Annotated in this window: 11 protein-coding genes; all 11 read right to left on the bottom strand. The window is 67.1% G+C overall.

What is annotated here, in order from left to right; genetic code table 11:
* Position 1 precedes the first annotated feature (1 nt).
* The 11 genes from F2P46_RS00315 to F2P46_RS00265 all read right to left on the bottom strand — a co-directional run bounded on the left by F2P46_RS00315 (position 2) and on the right by F2P46_RS00265 (position 12,600).
* Positions 2-697: a class I SAM-dependent methyltransferase gene (locus F2P46_RS00315; protein WP_208296468.1), complete on the bottom strand. Its 696-nt coding sequence runs from the start codon at positions 695-697 to the stop codon at positions 2-4.
* Complete coding sequence (locus tag F2P46_RS00310) at positions 687-2,777, bottom strand: molybdopterin-dependent oxidoreductase (protein WP_166884187.1); 2,091 nt, start codon at positions 2,775-2,777, stop codon at positions 687-689. Before F2P46_RS00310 ends, F2P46_RS00315 begins: the two co-directional genes overlap by 11 nt.
* Positions 2,774-3,826 carry a BtrH N-terminal domain-containing protein gene (locus tag F2P46_RS00305; RefSeq protein WP_166884185.1) on the bottom strand — a complete coding sequence of 351 codons (1,053 nt, stop codon included), beginning with the start codon at positions 3,824-3,826 and terminating at the stop codon, positions 2,774-2,776. Before F2P46_RS00305 ends, F2P46_RS00310 begins: the two co-directional genes overlap by 4 nt.
* Positions 3,823-5,115 (bottom strand): TrpB-like pyridoxal phosphate-dependent enzyme, encoded by a 1,293-nt coding sequence (locus F2P46_RS00300; protein ID WP_208296467.1) that lies wholly within the window; start codon positions 5,113-5,115, stop codon positions 3,823-3,825. The genes F2P46_RS00305 and F2P46_RS00300 overlap by 4 nt, the downstream gene beginning before the upstream one ends.
* A 17-nt stretch (positions 5,116-5,132) precedes the next feature.
* On the bottom strand, positions 5,133-6,308 hold the full coding sequence (locus tag F2P46_RS00295) for a hypothetical protein (protein ID WP_166884181.1): 1,176 nt from the start codon (positions 6,306-6,308) through the stop codon (positions 5,133-5,135).
* Positions 6,305-7,090, bottom strand: a complete 786-nt coding sequence (locus tag F2P46_RS00290; RefSeq protein ID WP_166884179.1) for an outer membrane lipoprotein-sorting protein — start codon at positions 7,088-7,090, stop codon at positions 6,305-6,307. Before F2P46_RS00290 ends, F2P46_RS00295 begins: the two co-directional genes overlap by 4 nt.
* Complete coding sequence (locus F2P46_RS00285; RefSeq protein WP_166884177.1) at positions 7,083-8,480, bottom strand: FtsX-like permease family protein; 1,398 nt, start codon at positions 8,478-8,480, stop codon at positions 7,083-7,085. The genes F2P46_RS00290 and F2P46_RS00285 overlap by 8 nt, the downstream gene beginning before the upstream one ends.
* Positions 8,477-9,181 (bottom strand): ABC transporter ATP-binding protein, encoded by a 705-nt coding sequence (locus F2P46_RS00280; protein WP_166884175.1) that lies wholly within the window; start codon positions 9,179-9,181, stop codon positions 8,477-8,479. Before F2P46_RS00280 ends, F2P46_RS00285 begins: the two co-directional genes overlap by 4 nt.
* Positions 9,178-10,737: a 4-hydroxyphenylacetate 3-hydroxylase N-terminal domain-containing protein gene (locus F2P46_RS00275; RefSeq protein WP_208296466.1), complete on the bottom strand. Its 1,560-nt coding sequence runs from the start codon at positions 10,735-10,737 to the stop codon at positions 9,178-9,180. The genes F2P46_RS00280 and F2P46_RS00275 overlap by 4 nt, the downstream gene beginning before the upstream one ends.
* A 76-nt stretch (positions 10,738-10,813) precedes the next feature.
* A complete protein-coding gene (locus F2P46_RS00270) occupies positions 10,814-12,277 on the bottom strand; it encodes a hypothetical protein (protein ID WP_166884173.1) in 1,464 nt (487 codons plus the stop codon).
* An 80-nt stretch (positions 12,278-12,357) separates the two neighbouring features.
* Positions 12,358-12,600: a ferredoxin gene (locus tag F2P46_RS00265; protein WP_166884171.1), complete on the bottom strand. Its 243-nt coding sequence runs from the start codon at positions 12,598-12,600 to the stop codon at positions 12,358-12,360.
* Between the last annotated feature and the right edge of the window lie 12 nt (positions 12,601-12,612).

The following is a 12,612-nucleotide window of genomic DNA, read 5'->3' as shown; positions in this document are numbered from 1 at the left end:
ATCAGTTAATTGACTGCACAGGGGCGGCTTTGACGCCGGTCAGGAACAGGCCCAACTCGATATCCTCGACTTTCGCGCCGGCCAGCGGCGTGGCCTCCAGCAGGCGCCGCAATTCGGCCGAGGTGTAGGCTGCCTTCACCGAATTGGCAAAGCCCTTGCGCATGTTGACGTTGATATTGCCGCGCATGAAAGCGATGGCTTCCTTGCTCAGGTCGCGCCGCAAGTCGATGATGCAGAAGCGCCCGCCCGGCTTGAGCACGCGGTGCGTTTCGCGCAGGACGGCGACCGGGTCGACCCATTCGTGCAGGGAACTGTGGGTAATCAAGACATCGAAGTGATTGTCGGGAAAGGGCATGCGCTGGCAATCGCCGAGCAGGTACTCGCTGCGCTCCGACAAACCGTAGGCGGCCGCGTTGCTGCGCGCCATCTCCAGCATGTCGGGCGAAATATCCAGCGCGGTCAGGCGCGCGCCGGGGTCGGCCACCGCCACCGCCTTGAGCCACTCCAGGCCGAAGTAACCCGGCCCCGGCCCGATCTCGAGCGCGCTGCCGCTGCGCACCTCGCATTCGAGCAAGAGCTCGATCTTCTCGCTCAGCCAGCCGCTGTCGCGGATATGGCGCTGCATCTCGTCGTACACGGTCGCGATATAGGCGCCCTGCAAGCCATCTTCGGTTTCTGGAACACGTTCATTGAGCATGGGAATCATCCTTTTCAATTTTTTCAAGTTGAACAGCGACATTGCGAAAATTCGACGTCCCCATCTCGCTGGCGCGCGCGGCGCGGCCGGTGAGCATGTTCGCGTTCGAGCGCTGCCAGTTGTCGGCGCCCCCCTCTTCCGGATACCACCACGAGGGCGCGACATACACCACGTCGGGCGCGACGCCGTCGCACAGCTCCGCGCAAAAACGGGCGCTGCCGCTAGCGCTGCGCACCAGCACCCAATCGCCAGCGGCGATGCCCAGCGCCGCCGCCGCTTGCGGGTGGATTTGCACGCACGGCAGCGGCTCGCGCTTGCGCAGGCTGTCCAGTTGCCGGTATTCCGAGTTGTAGAAATTTTTGGAATGCGCGCTGGACATGCGGAAGTGACCGTCCGGCAACGCCTCCCCCGGCCGGTACTGCGGCAAGGCATCTCCGCCCATCCTGGGCAGGCCGGGATGCAACAGGTTGACCCGCCCGCTGCGGGTGCGGAAGCCTTCGGTAGCATATTTACGATAGTGCGGCGTGTTGGCGATCGGTCCGTGCTGCTTGAAACTGGTCCAGGTATGTCCAATTCCGGCCAGTTTGTGATCGAGCGCCGCCTCCAGGTTGGGCCAGAAGTGCTGTCCCAGTCCGAGGCGCTGGGCCAGCCCCAGGATGATTTCTTCATCGCTGCGGCATTGGCCTACCTGGGCCAGCTTGCGGCGCGGCGCCAGGTAAGCATTGAACTCGACGATCTGGTCGCGTTCCAGCCAGCTCCCCACCGGCAGCACCAGGTCGGCCAATTGCGCGGTCGGCGTCATGAACAGGTCGCACGTCATGTGGAACTCGAGCCCGCGCAGGGCGCGGTGCACGCGCTGTGCGTCGGCATACACCATCGGCAAGTTGCTGCCGAAATTGAGCAGGGTCTTGACCGCGTACGGCTGGGCGTCGAGCATCGCATCCCAGACCGCGTCCGGATGCGCCCAGCCCGCCATCGACAGCACCGGATAGGCGCCCCCGCCCAGGCGCTTGGCTTGCTGTTCCGGGGCCAGCTGCTCCGCCAGCGGGAAGCTGCGGCGCCCGTCAACCGGCAGCAGATCCCACAGCACGTCGCCGCCCGGCGCATCCAGGTTGCCGCTCAGGGCGCTGAGTATGCAGATGCTGCGCAGCGTGGAAAACGCGTTCTCGTTCTGCGACAAGCCCGTGCCAGCCTCGATGCAGGCGCGCCCGGCCTGCCCGTATGCGCTGGCCAGGGCCACCACTTGCCCGGCGTCCAGGCCGGTCAGTCCGGCAACGCGTTGCGGATCGTAGCCGCGCACGTGTTCGGCAAGTTCGGCGAAGCCGTCGGTATGCCCGGCCACGAAATCCGCGTCGTACCAACCCTCCTTGATCATCACGTGCAGCATGCCGAGCGCCAGGGCGCCATCGCTGCCGGGCCGGATCTGCAGCCACAGATCGGCGCGCCGGGTCTGGTCGTTGGCGCGTGGATCGATCACCACCAGGCGCGCACCGCGCTGCAATGCCTTGGCCAGCTTGACGCCGATCAAGCCGTCGGAATGCGTGTGCAGCTTGTTGCTGCCCCACAGGATGATCACCTCCGGCTCGCCCTCGTAGTCGCAAAAGGTGAAGCCGCCGCAGGTGAGGATGGAGGCCATCACGCGCGGATAGAAACACACATGGGCCGGTCCCAGCACGTTCGGCGTTCCCAGGGTATTGGCAAAGCGGAACACCCACTCCTGGTAGTTGCGGTCCGTGCCCTGGCTGAGCACCACCGATTCGGCGCCATGGCGGGCGATCTGCTCGCCGATCCTGTGCGCCGCCATGTCCAGCGCCTCGTCCCAGGGCATGGCGATGTGCTTGTCGCCCCGGCGCAGCAGCGGCTCGGTCAGGCGCGCCGGATGGGTCAACAGTTCGAGCGATGCCTTACCCTTGGTACAAAAGAAGCCTTCGCTGGCGGGACTGGCCGGATCGCCTTTAAGTTCGCTGACCATGCCATCGCGCATCTGCACGATGACCCCACAGCCGCCATGGCACATGCGGCATACGCTGCGCTGCTCGGTGCACTGGCCGCCCACGCCATCGGGATGCTCGATGATCATGCGCGCTCGTCCTTGAACAGCCGCGCCAGCGCCGCCATCAGCGCATGCTCGCGTTCGACCGTGGCGGCAAAGCGCGCGGCCACCTCGCGCAAGTGCGTTTGCGAACCCGTGTCGGCGCTCGCGCGCAAGCCTTCGATGCAATCGGCCCAGCCCAGCTCCACCGCGTGCGCATCGGGCAGCAAGGGCGCCAGGCCGTCCAGGCCGAGCAGCTCCTGGCTTTCGCGCAGGAACTGGCGGTACAGCGCGCGGAAATTGGCGCCACCGGTACCGGCAAATTCCCAGAAGTTGGCAATGCCCGTCATGATGGCCGCCGGATCGGCGAAGCGCGACCACCACTCCGGCATCTCGCGCGCCAGGGTGCGCAAACCCAGGTGGCCGCGCGCAGGGTCGGCCGGTTCCAGGTAATTGCAGGCGCAGCGGCCAATAGCGGCGGCCAGCGCGGTCCGCAGATCGCGCATCCCCTCGGTCGAGACGACGCTCACCGACAGGCTGTCGGACGATTGCTGGCCTTGCCGGGAAGCGCGCGCTTGCGCCAGGTCGGCCAACGCGATCCGGTGGCTGCCGCCTTGCTGGGCGGTGTCGACCACCCACGCATGCTGGCCATCGATGGCGTGCAGCGCCACGAAATGGGCGCAGAAATGGCGCTTGGCCGAGAAATACGGCAAATAGAAGATGTCGAGCTTCAAGCCCGCCACCCGCCCCGCTTCCAGGATGGCGCGCGCCTGCTCGAGCGCCTGCGCCCCGTCGGCCGACTGCTCGATGCGCAAAGCAACCCCGGTGTTGGCCGCATAGTGGCGCAGCAGTTCACCCGAGTCCCCGCGCCCCGACAGCATCGGCATCTCGTGGCGCGCATCGGCCACCGGCCAGGCCACGAAGTCGAGGCCCTGCCCGAGCCCGAACACCATCGCTTCGCTGTGCAGGATGCCCGCGTGCGCCAGCATCATGCGCAAGGTGCCCGACTCGCAGTGCACGCCCGGCCGGGCTTGAAAATCCTGCAAGACCAGCAAGTCGTGGGCCACGCTGGCGCCCGCGTTCGCCAGCGCGCTCATAGCAGCACCTGGCGATAGCCTTCCAGGTCCAGCATGCCGCTGCCGCTGCCCAGCACCACAATGCACGGCTCGCGGTCCTCCTCGCGCGCGCGCCCGGCGGCGCGGATCGCCGCCGCCATCGCATGGGCCGACTCCGGCGCCACCAGGAAGCCCTCGGTGCGCAGCAGCAAGCGCCCCGCTTCGAACGCTTCATGCTCTTCGATCGCGACGGCATCGAGAACGCCTTCCTTTTTCAGCAGGCTGACCAGTGGCGAACTGTTGTGCTGACGCAAACCACCCGCATGCACCGGCAGCGGGATGAAGTCCGGCCCCATCGAATAGGCCAGCACCCGTGGCGTGTAGCCGGCCGGGTCGGACGAACAGTATTCGTAGGTGCCCTGGGTCAGGCGCGGGGCGGCCGTGGATTCGGCGCCGAGGAAGGAAATCGTGCGCCCCGCTTTCTTGTCGCGCAGGAAGGGCAGCATGAAGCCGCACAGATTGCTGCCGCCGCTGACGCATGCGATCATTTGATCGGGTCCCTGCTCGCCCGCCAGCGCGAGCTGGGCCCGCGTTTCCTGTCCCAGCAGTGTCTGGTGCAGGTGCACATGATTGACATTGCTGCCCGACAGATAGGCCGAACCGGGGGTGGCCAGGGCCGCTTCGATCGCTTCGCTGATCGCGGTACCCATCGTGCCCGGGTGGTCGGCGCGCTGTTCCAGCAAGCGCCGGCCGATGGCCGTGGCGCGCGACGGCGACGGCGCCACTTCCGTTCCCAGCAGGCGCATATAGTGTTCGCGATAGCGCTTTTGCTCCATCGAACAACGCGCCATGAAGATCTTGCACTTCAGGCCGAACATCTGGCTTGCCAGGGCCAGGCTCATGCCCCACTGTCCGGCCCCGGTCTCCGAGATCAGGCAATCGCGCCCTTCTTCCCTGGCATAGTAAGCCTGGGCCAGCGCCGTGCCGACCTTGAAGCTGCCCGTCACCAGGGTGTCTTCACGCTTGATGTAGATGCGCGCGCGCGTCTGCAGGGCCGCTTCCAGGGCCAGGGCGCGCCGCAGCGGCGTGGGACGGCCCACTTGCAGCAGGCGCTGGCGCACCGGCGCCGGAATATCCACCCACTGCTCGCTTGGCGCATTCTGGCGCAACAGTTCCGCCGGCCGGATCCTGGCCATGATCTCGGCCGAGGGCGGCACGTGCACATCCTCGACCGGCGGCAAGGCCTTGGGCAAGTCCAACAGAAAGTTGTACCACTGCGCAGGTAGCTGCTCCTCGGTCAACCGGTATTCCAGGCACTGTTTTACGCTCATCACCTTCCCCTTGTCAGCTATAAATACCATTGCGCCAGCAGGCGCCAGCTATTGCGTTCGCCGTGGGCCGCAAACTGGTCCCAGGCGCCGCCGCGCACATGCGTCCATTGCAAGGCGACGTCGACTTCATCGAGCCGCCAGCGTGCTTCCGACCACAGCAGCGAACTGCGATCCTGCAAGTCGTGTTTCGCCACCGCGCTCAGGTCCAGCCTCGGGCGCAGGGCATCGGGCCAGACCAGCATGGCGAACAGGCCCTTGCGGGTCGGCGGCTCCTGCTCGCGCCGCACGAAATCGCGATACGCCCAATACTGTGCGCTCTGGCGCGCCAGGCCGGCCCACTGCTCCTTGTCGAGCGCGGCCCCGCACCAGTGGACCTCGGCCGTGAACGACATCCGGTTGCCGGCGGTATAGGTAGCGCCCGCCGCCAGGCGGTTGCGCCAGGCCCGCCCACCCCGCCCATCCTGCCAGCCCAGCGCGCGCGACAACAAGTCGCGCTGCCGCCCGCCCGACCACTCCGCGTGCGCGCTCAGGGCGTCACCGAGCAGGGTCGACAGATTCAGGCCAAGCTGCGGCGCTTCGCCCTCTTCCAGCAACAGCAGCGCCTGCGGCTGGAAATCGGGCGCCAGCCGCACGCTGCCAACGAGCATCGCGCGCGCACGGGCGTTGGTGTTGCCGCCGTCGTCGCCGCCGATGCGCGGCGCCAGCACCGCGCTCACCGAGCCGCCATCCCACACGCGCTGCCCCTGCACCAGATAGGTGCCGCTGCGGCTGCGGCGCAGCGTCTCCGGGTCGACCGAGACCACCGAGCGCACCGCCCGCGCGCGAAAGTAGTCGCTCGGGTTGTAGCCGGCGGCGACACCCTGGCGCAGGTTGACGCGTCCGAGATCGATGGCGCTTTCGGCGCTCGCGTTCCAGCTCAGGTAGGCATCCTTGAGCGTATTGATCGTGCGGCGCTGCGTGCCCCCAAAGTGCTCGAAGCGGTCGGCCAGCTTGAAGCGCCAGTCGGCGCTGGCCTGGTGCTCCCAGCCCACGTCGACCGACAGGCGCGTAGGGCGCCGGGCGCCGGGCTGCGGCGCGCGCAAGCCCGCTTCGAGTTCGAGCGACGCGGCCCATGGCGCACCGGCCTGGCCCGCGTGCGATGCGGCGCAGCACGCCAGCATGGCGCTCGCCAGGGCGCAAGCGCGGCGCATCACGTGTCGCGCTCCAGCCTGAAACGCGGCAGGTAGTCGCGCTGGAACCAGGAATCGGGAATCTCGCGCCCCACATACCCGGAAAAATCCATCACCGTGATCCAGCTGGCATCCGTTCCATCGATGATCACCGCTTCGGTCGGGCGCAGCTCGCCGAGCACGCGCTGCGCACGCCGGTAGAACACGGTCTTGAGCAAATGCCCGCTGCCGCTGTAGTACTCGGCCTTGACCGGATGGCGGCTGGCACTGTCGAGCCATAGCCGCACCCGGTGATAGTTGGCCTGTTTGGTATGCGCGGCCAGGTTCAGCAAGGTGCACTGGCGCGCCTGCACATCGCCGTCCTGGATCTGCTCGTCGCCAACGAGCTCCGCACGGTAGTCGCGCGCCAGGTTGGCCGTGACCACATCGCCGCTGGACGCCCTGCCAAGCAAGCGTTGCTGCGGCGAGATGCGCACCGCGGCCCGGCTCGACGGGTCGAAAAACCACATGTCGCTGCCATTGACCAGCATCAGCTTGTTGGCGTCGCGCAGCGGGCGCGCGAAGCGCACCAGGTTGCGGTACTGGCCGCTTGCGCCATCGATCTTGGCGTAGATGTTCAGGCTGCTTTCATCGGTCTGCTTGCCCGCGCGGTACTCGGTCAGGCGCACATCGACGGCAAACGGCTGGACCGGATTGCGGATCGCGTCGCTCTGGGCCAGCAGGAGGTTGGCGTCCGGCGCGCCCGCCCGCGCCGGTGCGCACGCGGCCAGCAACGCCCAGGCCAGCACCGTGCGTCGTTCACACATGGCGCAGCGAATCGACGATGGGCAGGCGCCCGGCACGGCGCGCGGGCCACCACGCGGCCAGCAGCGACACGATCAGCAAGGTCAGTACCGCGTTGGCGATGATCTTGTACTGGCCCCACAAGCCGACCGAGATCACTTGCGGCTCGACCGTGCCCGGCGGCAGCCAGCTCATGCCCGCATGATTGACCGCATAGGCGATCCCCAGCGCGAGCAGCAGCCCGGCCACCGCGCAGGCCAGGCCCAACAGCAGTGCCTCCCACACGAAGACGGCGGCAATCGCGCCGCGCTGCATGCCGATGGCGCGCAAGGTGCCGATTTCGACCGTGCGTTCGGCCACCGCCATGTTGACCGAATTGGCGACCGAGAACAGCACGACGCAACTGAACAGCAAGGCGACGAAACCGAACAGCGCCCCGAACATGCCCAGTATTTGCCCGTACGAGGGGTTGATCGTGTCGAAGCCAAGCACGGTGAGCTGCTCGCCCTTGAAGTCGCGTGCGAGGATGGCGGCGATCCGTTCGCGCGCCGCTGCCAGGTTGGCGGTCGTGTCGAGCTGCACCACCAGCGAGGTGGCCCGTGGCGCGGCCTCGCCGTACACCAGGCGCTGGGCGCGCGCCAGGTGCAGTTCGATCCAGCCGTCGTCGAGCTCCTTGACGCCCTGGCTCTGCGCCTTGACCACGTTCAGGTCGGCCACATTCGGCGCGCCCGTCTCGCCCGCCGTCAGCAACTGGATGACGGGAGCTGCGGAATCAAGCGCCGCGCGCTTGGCCGGCTGGCTCAGTTCGCTCAGTGCGGCCAGCCCGGCCGGCTGCGCCGCGCCGCCGGCCGCGCCCGCCTCGACCGGGGGCGGACAGTCCGGCACCGCCAGTGGTCCGCACAGGCGCAGCACGCGCGCCACGCCGGTGCCGATCACGGCGGCGTTCGGCGGCGATCCTTGCAGGGCCAGGTTGCCCGGCTTGATCGGCAAGCCGTAGGCATTCCAGGCGCGCATGCGGTTCTGGTCGTCCACCAGGGTGCCGCGCCCGAACACCGTGCGCGACACGTTGGCGCTGGCATTGCCGGCAATGCCGCCCAGCTTGAGCGATGGCGTAATCACGAGCACCTGGGCGCGCAACTGGGGGTCGCGCCGCACCGCATCGATGATGCGCTGGTAATCGGCCAGTCCATAGGCGGCCGGGTTGCCGTCGCCGTACAGCAGGAAGTCGCGGTGCTGGATTTCCAGGTGGCCGCCGTGGCGCACGAAGTTCGTCTGCAAACCCTGGTCCACCGTTTGCACATAGGCGCCCAGCAACAGCAGCGCACAGACCCCGACCGTCATGGTGAGGAAGGTCGACAGCGAGCGCCGCCCGTTGCGCCAGACATTGCGCGCCGCCAAAGCCAGCGCGCTCATGCTTCCACCAGTTGGTCGATGCCGCTGGCGCGCGTCTGCAAGACGCCGTCGCGCAGATGGATCACCGTATCGGCCCCGGCGATGAGCGAGGTGTCGTGCGAGGCGAACAGGAACGACACGCCTTGCTCGCGCTGCAGCCTGCGCATGAGCGCGACGATCTGGGCGCCGGTAGCGCGGTCCAGGCTGGCGGTGGGTTCGTCCGCCAGCACCAGGCGCGGGCGCGCCGCCAGGGCGCGCGCGATCGCCACGCGCTGGCGTTCGCCGCCCGACAGTTCGTGCGGCCGGCGCCCCTCCTTGCCGGCCAGGCCCACCGCGTCGAGCAGGAAGGCGACCCGCTCCTTGCGCGCGGCGGCGTCCTGTTTCGCCAGTTGCAGCGGATAGGCGATGTTCTCCGCCACCGTCAGGGCCGCCAGCAGGTTGAAGTTCTGGAACACGAAGCCAAGATGCTGGCGCCGGAAAGTGGTCAGCGCCTTTTCGGCCAGCTTGCCGACCTGCGTGCCGGCAATCTCGATGCTGCCGCTGTCGGGCCGGTCCAGGCAGCCGATCAGGTTGAGCAAGCTGGTCTTGCCGGAGCCGGAAGGTCCGGTCAGCACGCTGAAGCTGGCGTCGGCAATACTGAAGCTGACGTTGCGCACCGCTGGCACCGGCACCCGGCCGAGACGGTAGCACTTGCTGACATCGCGCACGTTGAGAATAGTCATGGGGACTCCGGGACAGGGTTGGCCGCTTGCAGGGCGGCGCTGGCGCCGTCGAGCAGCGCGACGATGTTCGCTTCGATGCCGGCGCGCCCGGGATAGCTCTCGAACAGGGCAATCCGGTTGCGCACGATGTCGCCGCGGTTCCACATCTCGTACAATTCCTGGCGCATTCCATAGCGGTCGCTCACCAGTTCGGTGGCCAGGCGGAACAGGCGCGACTTGAAGACGACGTCGACATCCTTGCCGCCCATATAGCGTTCGAGCAGCGGGCGCAGCACCGGATTGGCGAGGTCGGCCTCGCTCGGCTGCATCACCAGGCCGGAACCGCATACCACGCGCACGATCTGGGCCACGCGCGCCGACACCTGGGCGGCAAAGGCGTCCAGCGCCAGGGTGACGCCGGGCGCCAGGTGGCCGCCACTGGTCGGCCTGAGCTCGTTTTGCAGGCCGACGATGGCCAGCCGGACCATTTCCACGTACGAAGTCAGTTCGCCCAGCTGGTCGCCGATCTCGCGGAAATCCTTGACCCCGATGGCTTTGGCAGCCAGCGCGGCCACGCCGAGGAAGGTGCGCAGCCGATGGTAGAAGCGGATCTGCCCCACGTACAAGGCCCAGGCGCTGATGCGCGCAAAGCCGGCCGCCGCCGCCTGGCAATCGTCGAGCAGGAAGATGCGGTGGTTGGGGATGAACACATCGTCGAAGAACAGCATGGCGTCCTGCTCGTCGTAGCGCGACGACAGGTCGTGGCGGAAGCTGTTGCGGTGCTCGGTTTGCGATTCGCGGCACATCAGGCGCAGGTTCGGCGTGGCGATCGGCAGCGCGAACCAGATCACATACTCGGGCGCGCTGCGCATGAAGAAGGCGGGCGACAGGTAGACCATCACTTCATGGCAGTACGGCGCCAGCGTGGCCAGCTGCTTGGCGCCGCGCACCACCACCCCGTCGGCGCGCCGTTCGACGATGCGCAAGGCATTGTCCGGATGGTCGGCCAGCGAGGCCGAACGGTCGATCTGCGGATCGCCAATGGCATGGGTGAGCGCGATATCGTGCTCGCGGCAGTACAGATAGTAGTTTTCGGCGTTGCGCGCGAATTGCGGATCGACCTTGCCCAGCTCGTGGCGGTAATCGTACAAGCCGACCACGACATTGGCGACGAAGTCTGGAATGCGCGGCAACTGGCCGTGGCTGTGCTCCATCCACAGATGGCTGTTGCGGGTTTTCGCCGCAAACTGGGCAGCTGTGCTCGGCGCCAGGTAGGACAGGCTGACCGGATGACCAGTCTGGGGTGAAGTCCAGGTCATATCCTTGTGATGGGCGTCGCTGTGCTGCAGGTCGTACAGGCGCCCCAGCTCGCGCAACACGCCGGCAAAGGCCGGGTGGGTGCGCACATCGACCCGTTTGCCGTCGTACCAGACCTCGCGCTCGTCGCCCAGGCTGGCAAGGAAGGACGCGCCGCTGTGCACGCCCGCAGCCTTGTGCATGTGCAGATTGTGCCGGTACTCCATATTGCTGCCGCCGGCGCGGTAACCGACGCGGTAATCCGATAAGTTGGCTGTCATGTTGTCTTTGCTGATCGCGTTGTTTGACATCGAAACTGCGGCCTTGGACTCCTGGCCTGGCCTGGCCTGGCCTGGCCTAAGGACGGCGCGCGGGGTCCTTGCGGCTGAACGGGCAGGTTTCCTTTTCTTGTACATGAGGAAACTGGTCGCGCGTAAAGGCCCCGGTCGCGCGCAGCAGGCGCTGGTCGAGCGAATCGGCGCGGCCGACATGCCTGGACAGCACGCCGCCCGCACCGGGTCCGGCCACCACGCCGCGCGCGCGGTGCAGGCGGTTGAGCGAGGCCAGGGCATTGGCGCCCTCGCGCATGCGCTTGACCGTCAACAGGCCGTCCGGCACCCCGATCATGGACTTGGTGCCGCCCCCGCCCAGACAGTTGCGCGGCATGTGCAGGTGCTCATGGCGCCAGGCCTCGATCAGGTCGTACAGGCGAAACGCCGCGTTGAGCAGGTTGTGCAACTGCCAATTGTGGGCATTCTCGTGGCGCCCCAGGTCCACATGCTCGACGGCCGCCTCGAGCGAGGCGAAGCCGGAACCGCTGAAGTGGGTTTCCAGCTCGCCCCAGAGCGAGGTGAACAGGTCGCGCAGCATGTGATAGCGGATCGACAGCGAATGCATGCCGCTGGCCGGCCCCAGGTTGTCGCGGAAGATATGGTAGTCGTTGGCCGACAGGCAATCGCCCATCACTTGCTGCGCCTGCACCATGGCCGGCAACAGCGTGCTGGCCACCTGCAGCCGTTCGGTCGCCTGCGAATAGCGTCCGGCGCGGATGTCGCGCACCGCATGGTCGATATGGTCGTTGGCCTCGCAACTGAGGATTTCGGGCACCTGGTGCAGGGCGACGAACTCGGTATAGCAGGTTTCGGCCTGCAGTTGCGACTCCATGACCGCCTTGCCCAGCAAGCCTGACGCCACGAACTGGTCGAAGTCGCGATCGTCGAGCTCGACCACGACCTCGTTCAGGTTCGCTTCCCAGTACACCATCTCGTGGGCCGAGGAGCGCGCCAGGTTCAGCAAAGCATAGTCGAGATCGGTATGGCGGCCGAGGCCCACCGTTTGCGTCATGCCGCGTGCGCCCGGTGCGGCGCCGCGCTCGTCGAAAAAGCGGTTCACTTCCAGCTCCAGCGCTTCGGACGCCGCCAGGAACTCGGCCATGGCGGGCGACTCGGCGATACCGATCTTGCGCGTCGCCGCCGGATCGCGGCACATCAGATGGATCTGCTTGGGCACGTCGCCCAGGCGGCGCATGACCAGGTGAAAGCCATGCACCCAGCGCATCACTTCGGTAGCGCGCTGTAAATCATCCTCCTGCAAGGCCCTGGTGGCGCGCCGGGTCAGGCGCACCAGGTTCAGCAGCGCGATCTCGGCCGCCTGGAACACCGCATGCAGCGCGGAGTTGCGCGTACCGGCCACGACGTCGCTGACGTGGCGCGCCTGTGACAGGGTGGCAAGATTATGCAGCACATCGTAGCTCTCGGCGATCGCCCCGAGTGCATTCGCCTGCGCGGCGCCGTTGGCAAAGCTGGTATTCGTTTCCATCATCGCTACTCTCCCGGTTTCACATCAATCGCGCCCGCCTGGCGCCACTTCATCGCTACCCGTGTCCCTGCCCGCGCCGGCCATCAGGCCGGCGCCGGGCCATCGTCCCCGATCGCGGCGCACGGACAGGAATCCATGGCGTCGGTCACATCGTCGAGCTCCTGCTCCGTTTCCGGCTGGCGCGAGACGTAATACGTCTCGCTGGCAGTGTCGAGAGCGAAGTTGTTCGGCGCCATGTCCTTGCAAACCATGCAGTCGATACAGGAATCGTCGACATAGAATTTGCCGGGGGCGTTCATTGCGGTACGTAGTTCAATCGTGGCCATGTCGCTCTCTCC

It is taken from the genome of Massilia sp. CCM 8734 (genome assembly GCF_011682155.1).
In the GTDB taxonomy this organism is placed as follows: Bacteria; Pseudomonadota; Gammaproteobacteria; order Burkholderiales; family Burkholderiaceae_D; genus Telluria_A; species Telluria_A rubra.
This window is presented reverse-complemented; position numbering and strand designations above follow the sequence as displayed.